The organism is Serratia sp. CY84636 (assembly GCF_052166245.1).
In the GTDB taxonomy this organism is placed as follows: Bacteria; Pseudomonadota; Gammaproteobacteria; order Enterobacterales; family Enterobacteriaceae; genus Serratia; species Serratia nevei.
Genome location: NZ_JBJNOX010000024.1, coordinates 1 through 18,298, shown reverse-complemented (window position 1 = coordinate 18,298; position 18,298 = coordinate 1). Strand labels below are relative to the sequence as shown.

At 52.5% G+C, this 18,298-nt stretch carries 17 protein-coding genes and 2 pseudogenes; 17 read left to right on the top strand and 2 right to left on the bottom strand.

Annotation, left to right across the window (positions count from 1 at the left end):
* Positions 1-121: 121 nt before the first annotated feature.
* A pseudogene (locus ACJ8QI_RS25130) lies at positions 122-1,009 on the top strand (type IV secretion system DNA-binding domain-containing protein); the annotation flags it as partial.
* A gap of 8 nt (positions 1,010-1,017) precedes the next feature.
* Here ACJ8QI_RS25130 and vapC read toward each other — a convergent pair.
* Together vapC and vapB are read right to left on the bottom strand one after the other, a co-directional pair.
* Positions 1,018-1,416 (bottom strand): type II toxin-antitoxin system tRNA(fMet)-specific endonuclease VapC, encoded by a 399-nt coding sequence (gene vapC / locus ACJ8QI_RS25125; RefSeq protein ID WP_039023147.1) that lies wholly within the window; start codon positions 1,414-1,416, stop codon positions 1,018-1,020.
* Positions 1,416-1,643 carry a toxin-antitoxin system antitoxin VapB gene (gene vapB, locus ACJ8QI_RS25120; RefSeq protein WP_039023146.1) on the bottom strand — a complete coding sequence of 76 codons (228 nt, stop codon included), beginning with the start codon at positions 1,641-1,643 and terminating at the stop codon, positions 1,416-1,418. Before vapB ends, vapC begins: the two co-directional genes overlap by 1 nt.
* 81 nt (positions 1,644-1,724) lie before the next feature.
* On the opposite strand from vapB, the gene traI reads away from it, so the two are divergent.
* From traI to pemK-mt, 16 genes and pseudogenes are all read left to right on the top strand, one after another.
* Positions 1,725-6,995 (top strand): conjugative transfer relaxase/helicase TraI, encoded by a 5,271-nt coding sequence (gene traI, locus ACJ8QI_RS25115; protein ID WP_039023145.1) that lies wholly within the window; start codon positions 1,725-1,727, stop codon positions 6,993-6,995.
* Between the two features lie 275 nt (positions 6,996-7,270).
* A complete protein-coding gene (gene istA / locus ACJ8QI_RS25110; RefSeq protein WP_002431311.1) occupies positions 7,271-8,812 on the top strand; it encodes an IS21-like element ISEc12 family transposase in 1,542 nt (513 codons plus the stop codon).
* 14 nt (positions 8,813-8,826) lie between these two features.
* Positions 8,827-9,573, top strand: coding sequence for an IS21-like element ISEc12 family helper ATPase IstB (istB, locus tag ACJ8QI_RS25105; RefSeq protein WP_001016257.1), 747 nt, complete (start codon positions 8,827-8,829; stop codon positions 9,571-9,573).
* Positions 9,574-9,600: 27 nt separating this feature from the next.
* Positions 9,601-10,347: a conjugal transfer pilus acetylase TraX gene (traX, locus tag ACJ8QI_RS25100; protein WP_052273601.1), complete on the top strand. Its 747-nt coding sequence runs from the start codon at positions 9,601-9,603 to the stop codon at positions 10,345-10,347.
* A 54-nt stretch (positions 10,348-10,401) separates the two neighbouring features.
* Positions 10,402-10,962 (top strand): fertility inhibition protein FinO, encoded by a 561-nt coding sequence (locus ACJ8QI_RS25095; RefSeq protein WP_001567328.1) that lies wholly within the window; start codon positions 10,402-10,404, stop codon positions 10,960-10,962.
* A 130-nt stretch (positions 10,963-11,092) separates the two neighbouring features.
* A complete protein-coding gene (locus ACJ8QI_RS25090) occupies positions 11,093-11,302 on the top strand; it encodes a hypothetical protein (protein WP_039023209.1) in 210 nt (69 codons plus the stop codon).
* Positions 11,303-11,713: 411 nt separating this feature from the next.
* Positions 11,714-12,340 carry an NYN domain-containing protein gene (locus ACJ8QI_RS25085; RefSeq protein ID WP_029702149.1) on the top strand — a complete coding sequence of 209 codons (627 nt, stop codon included), beginning with the start codon at positions 11,714-11,716 and terminating at the stop codon, positions 12,338-12,340.
* Positions 12,341-12,491: 151 nt separating this feature from the next.
* Positions 12,492-13,061 (top strand): DUF2726 domain-containing protein, encoded by a 570-nt coding sequence (locus ACJ8QI_RS25080; protein ID WP_029702150.1) that lies wholly within the window; start codon positions 12,492-12,494, stop codon positions 13,059-13,061.
* Positions 13,062-13,236: 175 nt separating this feature from the next.
* Positions 13,237-13,702: pseudogene (locus ACJ8QI_RS25075) on the top strand (hypothetical protein).
* A gap of 186 nt (positions 13,703-13,888) precedes the next feature.
* On the top strand, positions 13,889-14,095 hold the full coding sequence (locus tag ACJ8QI_RS25070; protein WP_032215358.1) for a Hok/Gef family protein: 207 nt from the start codon (positions 13,889-13,891) through the stop codon (positions 14,093-14,095).
* A 283-nt stretch (positions 14,096-14,378) separates the two neighbouring features.
* Positions 14,379-14,636 (top strand): replication regulatory protein RepA, encoded by a 258-nt coding sequence (locus tag ACJ8QI_RS25065; RefSeq protein WP_000083833.1) that lies wholly within the window; start codon positions 14,379-14,381, stop codon positions 14,634-14,636.
* Positions 14,637-14,871: 235 nt separating this feature from the next.
* On the top strand, positions 14,872-14,946 hold the full coding sequence (tap, locus tag ACJ8QI_RS25060) for a RepA leader peptide Tap (RefSeq protein WP_001365705.1): 75 nt from the start codon (positions 14,872-14,874) through the stop codon (positions 14,944-14,946).
* On the top strand, positions 14,939-15,796 hold the full coding sequence (gene repA, locus ACJ8QI_RS25055; RefSeq protein WP_029702152.1) for an incFII family plasmid replication initiator RepA: 858 nt from the start codon (positions 14,939-14,941) through the stop codon (positions 15,794-15,796). The genes tap and repA overlap by 8 nt, the downstream gene beginning before the upstream one ends.
* 938 nt (positions 15,797-16,734) lie before the next feature.
* Entirely contained in the window at positions 16,735-17,388 is a 654-nt protein-coding gene (locus ACJ8QI_RS25050; protein WP_000616807.1) for a CPBP family intramembrane glutamic endopeptidase, read from the top strand.
* A gap of 92 nt (positions 17,389-17,480) precedes the next feature.
* Positions 17,481-17,738 (top strand): type II toxin-antitoxin system antitoxin PemI, encoded by a 258-nt coding sequence (gene pemI, locus ACJ8QI_RS25045; RefSeq protein WP_000557619.1) that lies wholly within the window; start codon positions 17,481-17,483, stop codon positions 17,736-17,738.
* Between the two features lies 1 nt (position 17,739).
* Positions 17,740-18,072, top strand: coding sequence for a type II toxin-antitoxin system toxin endoribonuclease PemK-mt (pemK-mt, locus tag ACJ8QI_RS25040; protein ID WP_000439434.1), 333 nt, complete (start codon positions 17,740-17,742; stop codon positions 18,070-18,072).
* Positions 18,073-18,298 lie beyond the last annotated feature (226 nt).

The following is an 18,298-nucleotide window of genomic DNA, read 5'->3' as shown; positions in this document are numbered from 1 at the left end:
GCCTCAGCATTTTATTATGGTGATCCCCTGGGCGAAATGCGCCTGGTAAGCAGAGTTTTTGAAATGTAAGGCCTTTGAATAAGACAAAAGGCTGCCTCATCGCTAACTTTGCAACAGTGCCGGTGGCTGTTATGTGTTTGGTATCCAGTCCTATGCCCAGCTGGAAGATATCTACGGTGAGAAAGCGGCTGCCACGCTGTTTGACGTCATGAACACCCGTGCCTTTTTCCGTTCTCCCAGCCATAAGATTGCAGAGTTCGCTGCCGGTGAGATTGGTGAGAAAGAGCACCTGAAAGCCAGCGAGCAGTACTCCTACGGTGCTGATCCGGTACGTGACGGGGTATCGACCGGTAAGGATATGGAGCGTCAGACGCTGGTCAGTTATTCCGACATTCAGTCTCTGCCGGATCTGACCTGCTATGTCACTCTGCCCGGACCGTATCCGGCAGTAAAACTCTCTCTGAAATATCAGGCACGACCGAAGGTCGCTCCGGAGTTTATTCCGCGTGACATCAACCCGGAAATGGAGAACCGTCTGAGTGCCGTACTTGCTGCAAGGGAAGCAGAAGGTCGCCAGATGGCCAGCCTCTTCGAACCGGAGGTTGCCTCCGGAGAAGGCGTGACTCAGGCTGAACAGCCACAACAGCCACAACAGCCACAACAGCCACAACAGCCACAACAGCCACAACAGCCACAACAGCCACAACAGCCACAACAGCCACAACAGCCAGTGTCTTCTGTCATCAATGATAAGAAGTCAGATGCAGGTGTGAGTGTTCCGGCCGGGGGGATCGAGCAGGAGCTGAAAATGAAACCGGAAGAAGAGATGGAACAGCAACTGCCACCCGGGATCAGTGAATCCGGTGAAGTGGTGGATATGACCGCTTATGAGGCATGGCAACAGGAAAATCATCCGGGCATCCAGCAGCAGATGCAGCGTCGTGAAGAGGTGAACATTAATGTGCACCGGGAGCGCGGGGAGGATGTTGAGCCGGGAGATGATTTCTGATGAACAGGTCAGCTCCAGTCTTCAATTCTCAGGCCGCCCACACGTTCAAATTCCCGGGTGTTATTAGTCACAATAATCAGCCCCCGACAGCGGGCATGACCTGCGATCATTTGATCAAATGGCCCGACAGGGCGTCCCTGACGGGCAAGTTCTGCTCTTATCTGGCCGGTGTGTATGGCTGCAGCGGCGTCGTAATCCAGAACATCAATGCGGGAAACAAATCCCTCGATCACAGCGAGATTACGTTCAGGCATCTGGCTTTTTTCTGCACCATATATCAGCTCCATCAGGGTGACCGAACTGATACACATTCTCCCCTGGTTAAGGTTAAAACGCTCCCTGACGCTGGCGGGTTTGTTCTTTATCGTAAAAATGCAGATGTTGGTATCGAGCATAAACTTCAGCATCAGAATGACTCCCGTTCCTGCATGCCGGGCTGTTCCCTGTTATCCATAAAATCGGCGCTGACGCTGTGTCCGTCGAACCATTCGTCCCATGTCTCTCCGGCTGGCGTAATGAGTCGGGTTCGTCCGATAGCAATCACTTCAACGCGTTTTACGTTTTCCGGCAATGCAACCGCTTTTGGCAGTCTGACCGCCTGGCTGCGGTTGCTGAGAAATACGGTGGTTTCCATTATTTGCCTCCTTATGTGGATATGTCTTGTGTATATCCATTGTGGGATTGATGCCGGGATATGTCAACGGGATATACGTTTATGATGAGTATCGCGCAGGTCAGATCGGCCGGAAGTGCCGGTAACTATTATACCGACAAGGATAATTACTATGTGCTGGGCAGCATGGGAGAACGCTGGGCCGGCAGGGGGGCTGAACAGCTGAGACTGCAGGGCAGTGTTGATAAGGATGTTTTTACCCGTCTTCTGGAGGGAAGGCTGCCGGACGGAGCGGATCTAAGCCACATGCAGGATGGCAGTAATAAGCATCGTCCCGGCTACGACCTGACCTTCTCCGCCCCCAAAAGTGTCTCCATGATGGCCATGTTAGGTGGCGATAAGCGCCTGATTGATGCACATAACCAGGCCGTGGACTTTGCTGTTCGTCAGGTGGAGGCGCTGGCCTCCACACGGGTGATGACGGACGGACAGTCAGAAACGGTACTGACCGGTAATCTGGTGATGGCACTGTTTAACCACGACACCAGTCGCGATCAGGAACCACAGTTACACACGCATGCGGTGGTGGCTAATGTCACGCAGCATAACGGTGAGTGGAAGACACTGAGCAGTGACAAAGTGGGGAAAACGGGGTTCATTGAGAATGTGTACGCTAATCAGATTGCCTTTGGCAGGCTCTACCGGGAAAAACTGAAAGAGCAGGTTGAGGCGCTGGGCTATGAAACCGAAGTGGTGGGTAAGCACGGTATGTGGGAGATGCCGGGCGTACCGGTGGAGGCCTTTTCCGGACGCTCACAGGCTATCCGGGAGGCCGTCGGGGAAGACGCCTCGCTGAAATCCCGGGATGTGGCGGCGCTGGATACGCGTAAATCCAAACAGCATGTCGATCCGGAGATCAAAATGGTCGGGTGGATGCAGACGCTGAAGGAAACCGGGTTCGACATCCGGGCATATCGTGACGCGGCGGACCAACGGGCGGAGACCCGCACGCAGACACCCGGACCCGCTTCACAGGACGGGCCGGATGTGCAGCAGGCGGTGACACAGGCGATTGCCGGATTAAGTGAACGAAAAGTGCAGTTCACGTACACGGACGTGCTGGCCAGAACGGTCGGTATACTGCCGCCGGAAAATGGTGTGATTGAACGGGCACGCGCCGGTATCGATGAGGCCATCAGTCGTGAGCAGCTTATCCCCCTCGACCGTGAGAAGGGGCTGTTCACATCAGGAATTCATGCGCTCGATGAGCTGTCCGTCCGGGCACTCAGTCGTGACATCATGAAACAGAACCGGGTGACCATACATCCGGAGAAAAGTGTCCCCCGGACGGCTGGTTACAGCGATGCGGTCAGTGTTCTGGCACAGGACCGTCCGTCGCTGGCCATTGTGTCCGGGCAGGGCGGTGCAGCCGGGCAGCGTGAGCGGGTGGCTGAACTGGTCATGATGGCCCGGGAGCAGGGGCGGGAGGTGCAGATTATCGCTGCTGACCGTCGCTCGCAGATGAACCTGAAGCAGGATGAACGGTTGTCCGGTGAGCTGATAACCGGACGTCGTCAGCTGCTGGAAGGCATGGCCTTCACGCCGGGCAGTACCGTTATTGTCGACCAGGGCGAAAAACTCTCCCTGAAAGAGACGTTAACCCTGCTGGACGGTGCCGCACGTCATAACGTACAGGTCCTGATAACCGACAGCGGGCAGCGAACCGGTACAGGCAGTGCACTGATGGCCATGAAGGATGCCGGGGTGAACACATATCGCTGGCAGGGGGGAGAACAGCGACCGGCCACCATCATCAGTGAACCGGACCGTAATGTCCGCTATGCCCGGCTGGCCGGGGATTTTGCGGCCAGTGTGAAAGCCGGAGAAGAGAGCGTGGCACAGGTCAGCGGGGTACGGGAACAGGCCATACTGACACAGGCCATTCGCAGTGAGCTGAAAACGCAGGGCGTGCTCGGACACCCTGAGGTGACCATGACGGCGCTGTCACCGGTCTGGCTGGACAGCCGGAGCCGTTATCTGCGGGATATGTACCGTCCGGGGATGGTGATGGAGCAGTGGAACCCGGAGACACGCAGCCATGACCGCTATGTGATAGACCGGGTGACGGCGCAGAGTCACAGCCTGACCCTGCGGGATGCGCAGGGTGAAACGCAGGTGGTGCGTATTTCTTCTCTGGACAGCAGCTGGTCGCTGTTCCGGCCGGAGAAAATGCCGGTGGCAGACGGCGAGCGTCTGAGGGTGACAGGGAAAATTCCCGGACTCCGCGTCTCCGGCGGTGACCGCCTGCAGGTGACATCCGTCAGTGAAGATGCGATGACGGTTGTTGTGCCGGGACGTGCTGAACCGGCCTCCCTGCCTGTGGCTGATTCACCGTTCACGGCACTGAAGCTGGAGAACGGCTGGGTGGAAACGCCCGGGCATTCCGTCAGCGACAGTGCGAAGGTTTTTGCCTCCGTCACACAGATGGCAATGGACAACGCCACCCTGAACGGTCTGGCCCGCAGCGGTCGTGATGTCCGGCTGTATTCCTCACTGGATGAAACCCGTACTGCGGAAAAACTTGCCCGCCATCCCTCCTTTACGGTGGTTTCTGAGCAGATAAAGGCGCGTGCCGGTGAGACATTGCTGGAAACCGCTATCAGTCTGCAGAAAGCCGGGCTTCACACGCCGGCACAGCAGGCTATTCATCTGGCGCTTCCTGTGGTGGAAAGTAAAAACCTGGCCTTCAGCATGGTGGACCTGCTGACAGAGGCGAAGTCGTTTGCTGCAGAAGGAACCAGTTTTACTGAACTGGGAGGGGAAATCAATGCGCAGATAAAACGCGGTGATTTACTGTATGTGGATGTGGCAAAAGGCTATGGCACAGGCCTGCTGGTTTCCCGTGCGTCGTATGAGGCTGAAAAAAGCATTCTTCGCCATATTCTCGAAGGTAAGGAGGCGGTCACGCCGCTGATGGAGAGAGTACCTGGCGAACTCATGGAGAAACTGACATCAGGACAGCGTGCCGCCACCCGCATGATACTGGAAACGTCCGACCGTTTCACGGTGGTGCAGGGGTATGCCGGTGTGGGTAAGACCACACAGTTCCGGGCGGTGATGTCAGCCGTGAACATGCTGCCGGCGAGTGAGCGTCCCCGAGTTGTGGGGCTGGGGCCCACGCACCGTGCGGTCGGTGAGATGCGCAGCGCCGGCGTGGATGCACAGACGCTGGCGTCCTTTCTGCATGACACGCAGCTGCAGCAGCGCAGCGGAGAAACGCCGGATTTCAGCAACACGCTGTTTCTGCTCGATGAGAGCTCAATGGTGGGCAATACCGACATGGCACGGGCATACGCCCTGATTGCGGCCGGTGGCGGTCGTGCTGTGGCCAGCGGTGACACGGACCAGCTGCAGGCCATCGCGCCCGGTCAGCCTTTCCGTCTCCAGCAGACGCGCAGTGCTGCCGATGTGGCCATCATGAAGGAGATTGTGCGTCAGACGCCGGAACTGCGGGAGGCGGTATACAGCCTGATTAACCGGGATGTGGAAAGGGCACTGTCCGGGCTTGAGAGTGTGAAACCGTCTCAGGTTCCCCGTCAGGAGGGCGCATGGGCACCGGAGCACTCTGTGACGGAGTTCAGTCACAGCCAGGAAGCGAAACTGGCAGAAGCGCAGCAGAAGGCGATGCTGAAAGGCGAGGCTTTTCCGGATGTCCCCATGACACTGTATGAAGCCATTGTCCGCGACTATACCGGCAGGACGCCGGAAGCACGGGAGCAGACGCTTATTGTCACGCACCTGAATGAGGACCGGCGCGTACTGAACAGCATGATTCATGATGCACGGGAAAAGGCCGGTGAGCTGGGGAAAGAGCAGGTCATGGTGCCTGTCCTGAACACAGCGAATATACGTGACGGGGAGCTGCGTCGTCTCTCCACCTGGGAGAATAACCCGGATGCCCTTGCCCTGGTGGATAATGTGTATCACCGGATTGCCGGTGTCAGTAAGGATGACGGGCTGATAACCCTGGAGGATGCGGAAGGTAACACGCGGCTGATTTCGCCCCGGGAGGCGGTGGCTGAAGGTGTCACACTGTACACCCCGGACAAAATCCGGGTGGGGACCGGCGACCGGATGCGCTTCACGAAGAGTGACCGGGAGCGCGGTTATGTGGCCAACAGCATCTGGACGGTGACAGCGGTTTCCGGTGACAGTGTCACGCTGTCGGACGGACAGCAGACCCGGGAGATTCGCCCCGGCCAGGAGCAGGCAGAGCAACATATTGACCTGGCCTATGCCATCACCGCTCACGGTGCGCAGGGGGCAAGTGAAACCTTTGCCATTGCGCTTGAAGGCACGGAAGGTAACCGGAAACTGATGGCCGGCTTTGAGTCAGCCTACGTGGCCCTGTCGCGTATGAAGCAGCATGTGCAGGTGTACACCGATAACCGTCAGGGCTGGACGGATGCCATTAACAATGCCGTACAGAAAGGGACTGCCCACGATGTGCTGGAGCCAAAAGCTGACCGGGAGGTCATGAATGCAGAGCGGCTGTTCAGTACGGCACGGGAACTGCGGGACGTGGCGGCCGGCCGTGCCGTTCTCCGTCAGGCAGGGCTGGCCGGGGGAGACAGCCCTGCACGGTTTATTGCACCGGGACGTAAATATCCGCAGCCGTATGTGGCACTGCCGGCGTTTGACCGTAACGGCAAGTCCGCCGGTATCTGGCTGAACCCACTGACCACGGATGACGGAAACGGGCTGCGGGGATTCAGTGGTGAAGGACGGGTGAAGGGCAGCGGGGATGCGCAGTTCGTGGCCCTGCAGGGCAGCCGTAACGGAGAAAGCTTGCTGGCTGATAATATGCAGGATGGTGTCCGGATTGCCCGTGATAATCCTGACAGCGGTGTGGTAGTGAGAATCGCCGGTGAAGGCCGTCCGTGGAATCCCGGTGCCATAACCGGTGGCCGCGTGTGGGGGGATATCCCGGACAACAGCGTCCAGCCGGGGGCCGGAAATGGCGAACCGGTCACGGCAGAGGTGCTGGCACAGCGGCAGGCTGAAGAGGCTATCCGCCGTGAAACGGAACGCCGCGCAGATGAAATTGTCCGTAAAATGGCAGAGAACAAACCTGACCTGCCGGACGGCAAAACAGAGCAGGCTGTCAGGGAGATTGCCGGGCAGGAGCGTGACCGTGCTGTCACCTCTGAACGGGAAACCGCACTGCCGGAGAGTGTACTGCGTGAACCACAACGGGAGCGGGAAGCTGTCCGGGAAGTTGTCCGGGAAAATCTGCTGCAGGAGCGTCTGCAGCAGATGGAACGGGATATAGTCCGTGACCTGCAGAAAGAGAAAACCCTGGGCGGAGACTGATACAGGAAGACAAACGCTGATGACAACGGATAACACGAACACAACACGTAACGATTCACTGACGGCCCGGACCGGTACCTGGTGCGTATTTTCATGAAAGGAGATCACTCAATAACTTCCATCGAGATCGGGTAATAACATTTGAACAGATCGCTGAATAACATCGATGGAGATCACTTTTGACTCATTTTGTTATTCAGTGATCTCCATCAATGTTATTGGAACTTCACAGGTGTGTTGATCTGTATCTTTTGCCATTCCGGTAAAGGATACCTATGCCAACAGTTCCAATTTCTATGAGAAAACTTAAAGAAATTCTTAGGCTTAAATACGGTGTTGGACTCAGCCATCGACAAATTGGTCGTAGTCTTGCAATCTCCCCTTCCGTTGTATCCAGATATGCTAATCGGGCGGCTCAACTTGGCATAAAGCAGTGGCCCTTACCTACAGGATGGGATGATACAAAACTAAAACATGCGTTCCTTCAGACCCAGGTTAAGATGAAGAAGCACTCTCTGCCTGACTGGGCTACAGTACACCGGGAACTGCGTAATAAATGCGTGACGCTGCAGCTACTCTGGGAAGAATACTGTGAGCGTAATCCAGGCGGTTTTTACAGCTATAACCATTACTGCCGGATGTACCGTGAATGGCTCAAAACCACTTCACCATCAATGCGTCAGGTACATAAAGCTGGCGAAAAACTTTTCGTTGATTACTGTGGACCTACCGTTGGCGTTACCGACCCTGAGACCGGAGAAATAAGAACTGCTCAGGTCATCGTAGCTGTTCTCGGGGCATCAAGTTACACATGGGCAGAGGCCACCTGGTCTCAGCAGCTTGAAGACTGGGTGATGAGTCATGTTCGCTGCTTCCAGTGGTTGGGTGGCGTTCCTGAACTTGTTGTTCCGGACAATCTGAAAAGCGCCACATCCAGGGCATGTAAGTATGATCCTGACGTTAACCCTACCTACCAGCAGATGCTTGAGCATTATAATGTCGCAGTTTTGCCTGCGCGGCCACGTAAACCGAAAGATAAAGCCAAAGCTGAAGTTGGCGTTCAGGTTGTTGAACGCTGGATCATGGCCCGAATCAGGCATGAGATCTTCTACAGCCTTGCATCGCTTAATCAGCGCATTCGGGAGTTGCTGGAAAGACTGAATAACAAAATAATGCAGAAGTTGGGTTATTCACGTGCAGAACTCTTCATCCAGCTTGATAAACCCGCACTGAAGCCTCTTCCTGAAGCCAGTTACAGTTACACCCTGGTGAAGAAAGTCAGAGTTCATGCCGATTACCACGTGGAAATCGACAAACATTACTACTCGGTTCCATGTTCGCTGTTAGGCCAGCAACTGGAAGCATGGATCTCCGGAGAACTGGTAAGACTCTTCAATCAGGGGCAGGAGGTTGCTGTGCACCCGCGCAAGCGTACTTATGGCTACAGTACCCGCAACGAGCACATGCCTGAAGCTCATCGACAGCATGCCACCTGGACGCCAGAGCGTCTTCTGGAATGGGCGGGGCACATAGGCAGTGAAACTCATAGTTATGTGCTTCATATACTGAACTCTCGTCCACATCCGGAACAAAGCTATCGCTTCTGCCTTGGACTCCTGAACCTTCATAAAAAATACAGTAAAGCCAGACTTAATGCAGCATGTGCAAGAGCTCTGGAAACAAAGGTATGGCGTCTGTCAGGTATTAAATCGATCCTGGAAAAAGGTCTGGATAAACAACCTGTTCAGGATCCAAAACCAGATCTGTTATCCACGATGGAACACGAAAACGTACGCGGCAGTGAGTATTACCACTGATACGGGATCCAATGATGAATCATCTTTACGAACAACTGACCGCACTTAAACTCACCGGCTTCCGTGATGCGCTTAAAAAGCAACTTGCTCAACCGGGCACATACCAGGAGCTGGGCTTCGAAGAACGCCTGTCATTACTGACAGCAGAAGAACTAACCTGCCGTGAAAACAGGAAGGCAGAGCGTCTGATCAAACATGCACGGTTCAGACTTAATGCTGAGTTATCAAAGCTGGATTATCGTAACAATAGAGGGCTGGACAGGGCCCTCATCCGTTCACTCAGTCAGGGAAACTGGTTAACCCTGAAACAAAATATTTTACTGACCGGGGCCACCGGCAGCGGTAAAACGTTCCTGGCATGTGCACTTGGTCATAATGCCTGCCGACAGGGATACAAGGTCTACTATTATCGCCTTAAAGCGCTGATGGAACAGTGCTATCAGGGGCATGCTGATGGAAGATACAGCAAACTTTTGACCAGGCTGAATAATAGCGATCTGCTGCTTCTGGATGACTGGGGGCTGGAACCTCTCTCATCAGAACAGCGTAGCGACCTGCTGGAAATAGTGGATCTGATGTACCAACGAGGCTCAATCATCGTAGTGAGCCAGTTGCCGGTGGAAAACTGGTACAAAATGATCGGAGACTCCACACATGCGGATGCCATCCTAGATCGACTGGTTCATGGCAGTATCAAGATCGAACTTAAAGGAGAATCAATGCGGAAAATACAATCTCCGTTGACCGAAGGAGATCAGTGAAGGTAATTTAAAAACGGTTCTGTGAAAGTGACACGAACCGATCTCCATCGATGTTACTCACCGATCTCCTTCACGGTAATACGCACCTGGTTGCAGTCGTTGCTGGTCTGGTCACCCGGACAGCGGGATATCATCAAAACAGTGGCACTGGTGCTGATGGTGCTGGACCACATCAATCTGATATTTCAGCTGAAGCAGGAGTGGATGTTTCTGGTCGGGCGGGGGGCCTTTCCGCTGTTTGCCCTGGTGTGGGGGCTGAATCTCTCCCGTCATGTGCATATCCGGCAGTCAGCCATTAACAGGCGGTGGAGCTGGGCGGTGATTGCCCAGTTCGCATATTATCTGGCCGGCTTTCCCTGGTATGAGGGGAATATCCTGTTTGCCTTTGCAGTTGCGGCACAGGTGCTGACATGGTGTGAAATGCGCACCTGGTGGCGTTCCGCAGGGACCATGTTGCTTCTGGCTGTATGGTTGCCTTTGTCCGGCACCAGTTACGGCGTTGCCGGGCTGCTGATGCTGGCGGTCAGTTACCGGTTGTACCGGGCAGAAGACAGAACGGAACGTCTGGTGCTGGTCGCCTGCCTGCTGGCTGTTATTCCGGCGCTTAATCTTGCCACCAGTGATGCCGCGGCGGTGGCCGGCCTTGTGATGACGGTGCTGACCGTTGGTCTGGTGTCGTGTGCAGGAAAATCATTACCCCGTTTCTGGCCCGGAGATTTTTTCCCGTCCTTCTACGTCTGGCATCTGGCTGTATTAGGCGTTCTGGCACCCTGAAGTGTATGGTATCTTTGGCTGTAACAGGATGATTTGTCAGAGGCAGAACACAGCATGACAGAGCAGAAGCGACCGGTACTGACACTGAAGCGGAAAACGGAAGGGGAGACGCCTGTCCGCAGCCGGAAAACTATCATCAATGTCACCACGCCACCAAAGTGGAAGGTGAAAAAGCAGAAGCTGGCCGAGAAAGCAGCCCGGGAAGCAGAGCTGGCGGCAAAAAAAGCGCAGGCCAGACAGGCGCTGTCCATTTATCTGAACCTGCCCTCACTGGATGAGGCCGTGAATACCCTGAAGCCCTGGTGGCCGGGATTATTTGACGGTGACACGCCCCGGCTTCTGGCCTGCGGTATCCGGGACGTGTTACTGGAAGACGTGGCGCAGCGGAATATCCCGCTCTCGCATAAAAAACTGCGCAGGGCGCTGAAGGCCATCACCCGTTCAGAAAGCTATCTGTGTGCCATGAAAGCCGGTGCCTGCCGGTATGACACGGAAGGGTATGTGACGGAGCATATTTCTCAGGAGGAGGAAGCGTATGCGGCAGCGCGTCTGGATAAAATCCGCCGCCAGAACCGGATAAAGGCAGAACTTCAGGCCGTGCTTGATGAGAAATAAAAAAAGCCTCCCTCAGGGAGGGGAGGCAGGGAAATAAGGCTTAAAAGGAAATAACTTCCGTACCCGAAAGAAAGCCAGTCCACTGAACTATTTATCGCAATAATACTGACAACTAAAGGGGGACAGAAATATGAATGGATTCAGAAACAGTTCACGGAATGGTCAGGTCTGGCGCTGGCAGCGTACCGGACACAGGGCTGTTAATCTGGAAATCCGTGGATCCTGGATGGAGGCTGCTGAGGCGTGGTGTCAGGCCGCCGAAATTGCTCCCCGGGCGGACTGGCGACGATTTGCCCGGCTACGCGCAGAACGATGCCGGAAATATGGACGGAAGGAATAAATAAAGAGGCTGGCATATTTGAGATTAAATTCATAAAACTCACCAGCGATGAATCATTGCGGATGGTGTTTCAGGAATATAAAAAAACAGCCTCCGTTTCTCCAGGGTAAGGAGGCTGAATGATGCATGAAATTTGCTTTTGTATTATGTGAGACAACCTGGCACTCTGTATTTCCGTTCTTCAGAACGGATTGCTCATGGCGCACCGGATGGCCTACCGGCTTATAGTAACACAAGGATGTTTATGAATTAAGTGGTGGTTTATTGATTTGTGATATCACTCACAGGACTCCGGGCTGCCTGACTGGCGGCAGACAATATTTTATATCCCGATAATGAAAACTTAACCAGACCGGTAGATACTCTGCGTCGGGTTTGCAGTTTATTCTGTTTTATTATGGTGAATATATAATGGAAAACATGATGAGAAATGAAGCATTACGCATTGCGCTCATTGATTATGAAAACTGTTGCAATCTGAGAAATATATCGCTTGCTGATTATACCGATTTGATTTTATTTGCTGGTCCTCTTCAGCAAACAGTGGTCTTACCTGCTGATACCTGGCCAGATAATATCAGAGTGAGTATCAGACAGATAGATAACATTTCGAAGAATAATGTTGACTTTCACCTTGTTATGGAGCTCGGCAGGATGACGTGCTGCAGTGCCGGAAACAACACCTGGCATATTATTTCAAACGATAAAGGCTATGATGGAATAATTCATACTCTGCAAAAACGGGGTTTTCGTTGCGAACGTATTGCGCCAGAGCACGCTGAGAGTCATTTGTCGGTATCTCACCTGATTGTCCCTGAGGGGGATGTTATTATCCGGTGGGCTAACAGAATGCAGCAGGCATCCGGAAGTGATGTGCGGAATTTACCGGTGTCAGTGGAGGGGTTCAATAATTATTTAAAATCGCATATGCGAGGAGAATGGCATAAAGAACGGGCTGTTAGTATACGTAGTGAGTTGGTTCGTCGTGGGGTAATTAAAATCCAGGCTGATAAAATTGTCTGGTTAACGAGGCGGTGACCCCTTATCACAACAGAATTATCTGTTGCGGATCTGGTTTGTCGTATTTCTGATAACGTTCAGGTAATTCATGGGATAAATATTGCGAGTCTTACTACGGGTGAAAACTACATTCGTTCATCTGGACTCATATGTAATTAAGGACATAATAATGAATTTAATTATTTTCATTGTGGTCGTTATTATTATAGCTGTTTTGCCTGTCCGGATAATATTCCGGAGGAGTAAAAACTGTCCTCCCGCACTGATACGGTTACATGCAGCAGGCATACGCCCCGGTGAAGCTGAGCGAATACTGGTCAGCGGTGAATACTGGCAGCGTCAGAAAACGTTGCTGACAGAAAGAGAGGTCAGTTTCATGAAAGGGTTGTTCAGGATTGTGGATATGAAGCGGTGGTATCTGTGCCCGCAGGTACGGGTCGCTGATATCGTCCAGCTGAACGGGAATATCCGACCACGATCACGTCAGTGGTGGCAGTTATTCAGGATGGTGTCCCAGTGGCATGTTGATGTGGTTATCGTTGAGCGGCGTTCGTTCAGTATTGTTGCAGCAGTAGAGCTGGATGATGCCAGCCATTTACGACCGGAACGCAGACGCCGGGATATTCTTCTGGAAGAGGTTCTGAGGCAGGCTGGTATTCCGTTGCTCAGAAGCCACGATGCCAGAAAACTGCTGCAGATGACCGGAGAATGGCTGAATACAACAGGGGCTGATCAGTAGTCCCCGGAACATCGTAGCTGACGCCTTCGCGTTGCTCAGTTGTCCAACCCCGGAAACGGGAAAAAGCAAGTTTTCCTCGCTCCCGGCGTTTCTGTAATAAAAAACGGAAAATGGTGGTCACAGAGTAAATTCCGGAACTACCTGTACCCAAACTTTATATAATAAAGGTGAATATATGGAATATGATGATGTATCAGAACTGATGATTAAGCGTGAACAACAATATTCTTATTGTTGGGAATTCTGCCTCTCTCATTGATAAGTTTTTTAAGGAGTATTCTATACCAAGTTCTAAATATTATGATTTCACTCAGATTAACAGTGATTCAGATGTAGAGAGAAATGAGAATGCTGTCTCTTTTATCTGGGATGCAATGAATAGTGAAGAGCTCACAATCATTTTTAATTGCGTTGGGTGGCCTGATTTAGGTGGTGAATCAGCAGTATCACAGTTTGCAATGATGGCCAGAAAATTTGGTAAACAACTTATTGTCGCTGTAAGTGAAAAGGATGCCATCAAATTAAAAGACAATTTTGATATTATTGGGATGTTGTCATATGGTAAAGAAAATTTTATTGCCATGAGTCATACGAAAAGCGAGTTAACTGGAGGGAAACGTCGGTACCGGATTAAAAATTGATGTAAATAAAAAGCATACTTATTGGCTGGAGTTTCGGTAGTAAAAAGCGGGAAATGAAGGTAATAGTCAGTAACAGGGAATGTGGTATTATCGCGGCGGGTGTCTGAGCCTTTCTGGTTCAGGCAAGACGCAGGTACCAGAAATGCGAAGACCCCACTCGTTAATCCATTAACTCGTGAGGTCTGCATGAAGTACCTTAACACTACTGATTGTAGCCTCTTCCTTGCAGAGAGGTCAAAGTTTATGACGAAATATGCCCTTATCGGGGTGCTCGCCGTGTGCGCCACGGTGTTGTGTTTTTCACTGATATTCAGGGAACGGTTATGTGAACTGAATATTCACAGGGGAAATACAGTGGTGCAGGTAACTCTGGCCTACGAAGCACGGAAGTAAGCTGCCGGGCGGGGACGGAAGTCCCCGCTTTCCGGAAGTGTGAGGTATTTCAGGGGCAGACACCCGACATGCCAGAAACAGCCGGTCCCGCCCGGGGTCGGCATCCTGGTTAAGGCATTTCCTGCTTTTCAGTCATTTCATTATCAAAATCATATTAAACGGTTGTAATCAGACATGATTTGTGCGCCAACACCGATCATCGTCACAACTTTCAGGTCGCTGATTTCAAAAAACTGTAGTATCCTCTGCGAAACGATCTCTGTTTGAGTATTGAGGAGGCGAGATGTCGCAGACAGAAAATGCAGTGACTTCCTCATCGGGAAAAAAACGACCTTACAGAAGGGGTAATCCTGTTCCTGCGAGAGAACGACAAAAAGCGTCTCTTGCAAGAAGGAGTGCCACTCATAAAGCGTTTCATGCCGTCATTCAGCTTCGACTGAAAGAAAAGTTAAGTGAGCTTGCTGATGAAGACGGGATCACTCAGGCACAGATGCTTGAGTGGCTGATAGAGTCAGAGGTTAAGCGCAGAAAATCTTTGTGAATATTTGCGTTTCTTGCTGTTTCAGTGATGAGATGTTAGATTGCTGATCGTTTTAAGGAATTTTGTGGCTGGCCACGCCGTAAGGTGGCAGGGAACTGGTTCTGATGTGGATTTACAGGAGCCAGAAAAGCAAAAACCCCGATAATCTTCACCAGGTTTGGCGACTAAGAGAAGATTACCGGGGCCCACTTAAACCGTATAGCCAACAATTCAGCTATGCGGGGAGTATAGTTATATGCCCGGAAAAGTTCAAGACTTCTTTCTGTGCTCACTCCTTCTGCGCATTGTAAGTGCAGGATGGTGTGACTGATCTTCAACAAACGTATTACCGCCAGGTAAAGAACCCGAATCCGGTGTTTACACCCCGTGAAGGTGCCGGAACGCTGAAGTTCTGCGAAAAACTGATGGAAAAGGCGGTGGGCTTCACCTCCAGTTTTGATTTCGCTATTCATGTGGCGCATGCCCGTTCGAAGGGACTGCGTCGGCGCATGCCACCGGTGCTGCGTCGACGGGCTATTGATGCGCTGCTGCAGGGGCTGTGTTTCCACTATGACCCGCTGGCCAACCGTGTCCAGTGCTCCATCACCACGCTGGCCATTGAGTGCGGGCTGGCGACGGAGTCTGCTGCCGGAAAACTCTCTATCACCCGTGCCACCCGTGCCCTGACGTTTCTGTCAGAGCTGGGGGTGATTACCTACCAGACGGAATATGAGCCGCTTATCGGGTGCTACATTCCAACCGATATCACGTTCACATCTGCACTGTTTGCTGCCCTCGATGTATCAGAGGAGGCAGTGGCCGCCGCGCGCCACAGCCGTGTGGAATGGGAAAACAGACAGCGCAAAAAGCAGGGGCTGGATACCCTGGGTATGGATGAGCTGATAGCGAAAGCCTGGCGTTTTGTCCGTGAGCGTTTCCGCAGTTACCAGACAGAGCTTAAGTCCCGGGGAATAAAGCGTGCCCGTGCGCGTCGTGATGCGAACAGGGAACGTCAGGATATCGTCACCCTGGTGAAACGGCAGCTGACGCGTGAAATCGCAGAAGGGCGCTTCACTGCCAATCGTGAGGCGGTAAAACGCGAAGTGGAGCGTCGTGTGAAGGAGCGCATGATTCTGTCACGTAACCGTAATTACAGCCGGCTGGCCACTGCTTCCCCCTGAAAGTGACCTCCTCAGAATAATCCGGCCCGCGCCGGAGGCTTCCGCACGTCTGAAGCCCGACAGCACACAAAAAATCAGCACCACATACAAAAAACAACCTCACCATCCACCTTCTGGTGCATCCGGTTCCCCCTGTTTTTAATACAAAATACGCCTCAGCGACGGGTAATTTTGCTTATCCACATTAAACTGCAAGGGACTTCCCCATAAGGTTACAACCGTTCATGTCATAAAGCACCAGCCGGCAGTCTTACAAGGTGCAATGTATCTTTTAAACACCTGTTTATATCTCCTTTAAACTACTTAATTACATTCATTTAAAAAGAAAACCTGTTCATTGCCTGTCCTGTGGACAGACAGATATGCACCTCCCACCGCAAGCGGCGGGCCCCAACCGGAGCCACTTTAGTTACAACACACAAAAACAACCTCCAGAAAAACCCCGGTCCAGCGCAGAACTGAAACCACAAAGCCCCTCCCTCATAACTGAAAAGCGGCCCCGCCCCGGCCCTTCGGGCCGGAACAGAGTCGCTTTTAATTATGAATGTTGTAACTACATCTTCATCGCTGTCAGTCTTCTCGCTGGAAGTTCTCAGTACACGCTCGTAAGCGGCCCTCACGGCCCGCTAACGCGGAGATACGCCCCGACTTCGGGTAAACCCTCGTCGGGACCACTCCGACCGCGCACAGAAGCTCTCTCATGGCTGAAAGCGGGTATGGTCTGGCAGGGCTGGGGATGGGTAAGGTGAAATCTATCAATCAGTACCGGCTTACGCCGGGCTTCGGCGGTTTTACTCCTGTATCATATGAAACAACAGAGTGCCGCCTTCCATGCCGCTGATGCGGCATATCCTGGTAACGATATCTGAATTGTTATACATGTGTATATACGTGGTAATGACAAAAATAGGACAAGTTAAAAATTTACAGGCGATGCAATGATTCAAACACGTAATCAATATCTGCAGTTTATGCTGGTTATGCTGGCTGCATGGGGCATTAGTTGGGGAGCCAGATTTGTCATGGAGCAGGCCGTTCTGCTTTATGGATCAGGAAAAAACTATTTGTTCTTCAGTCATGGTACTGTTCTGATGTACCTGCTGTGTGTTTTCCTGGTATACCGCCGTTGGATAGCTCCGCTACCGGTCGTTGGTCAGCTGCGCAACGTTGGCGTACCGTGGCTGGTCGGTGCGATGGCCGTGGTGTATGTCGGTGTATTTCTGCTCGGTAAGGCGCTGGCTCTGCCTGCTGAGCCATTTATGACGAAACTTTTTGCCGATAAGTCCATACCTGACGTGATCCTGACGTTGCTGACCATCTTTATCCTTGCCCCGTTGAATGAGGAAACGCTGTTCCGGGGGATTATGCTGAACGTCTTCCGTTCACGGTACTGCTGGACGATGTGGCTGGGGGCGCTGATAACGTCGTTGTTGTTCGTCGCCGCGCACAGCCAGTATCAGAACCTGCTGACACTGGCAGAACTGTTCCTGGTGGGGTTGATTACATCAGTGGCCAGGATCAGAAGTGGTGGCCTGCTGCTGCCGGTATTGCTGCATATGGAAGCAACCACGCTGGGTTTACTGTTTGGTTGAAAGTTATATTTTTATTAAACATTGTGCGTTAAAGCCTGGTGTGTTTTTTTAGTGGATGTTATATTTAAATATAACTTTTATGGAGGTGAAGAATGCATACCACCCGACTGAAGAGGGTTGGCGGCTCAGTTATGCTGACCGTCCCACCGGCACTGCTGAATGCGCTGTCTCTGGGCACAGATAATGAAGTTGGCATGGTCATTGATAATGGCCGGCTGATTGTTGAGCCGTACAGACGCCCGCAATATTCACTGGCTGAGCTACTGGCACAGTGTGATCCGAATGCTGAAATATCAGCTGAAGAACGAGAATGGCTGGATGCACCGGCGACTGGTCAGGAGGAAATCTGACATGGAAAGAGGGGAAATCTGGCTTGTCTCGCTTGATCCTACCGCAGGTCATGAGCAGCAGGGAACGCGGCCGGTGCTGATTGTCACACCGGCGGCCTTTAATCGCGTGACCCGCCTGCCTGTTGTTGTGCCCGTAACCAGCGGAGGCAATTTTGCCCGCACTGCCGGCTTTGCGGTGTCGTTGGATGGTGTTGGCATACGTACCACAGGTGTTGTACGTTGCGATCAACCCCGGACAATTGATATGAAAGCACGGGGCGGAAAACGACTCGAACGGGTTCCGGAGACTATCATGAACGAAGTTCTTGGCCGCCTGTCCACTATTCTGACTTGAACATGGGGTTTGAGGGGCAACTGGATGAAAACGTACGATTTAGGGCACTAAAACCGCTGTTGTCCCACCATTCTGGTGATTCCCAAACGTTATTTGGCTAAAAGGGGTCGGTTCCGGCTGAGGGCGAAATGACACCCTAAGCTTTCGGTTCCTTGGGCCAAAGATATTCGCCAGTCAGTAGAATGTGCGCCCAGCCCAATGGGGATATGTGGGGAAGAAATTCAGG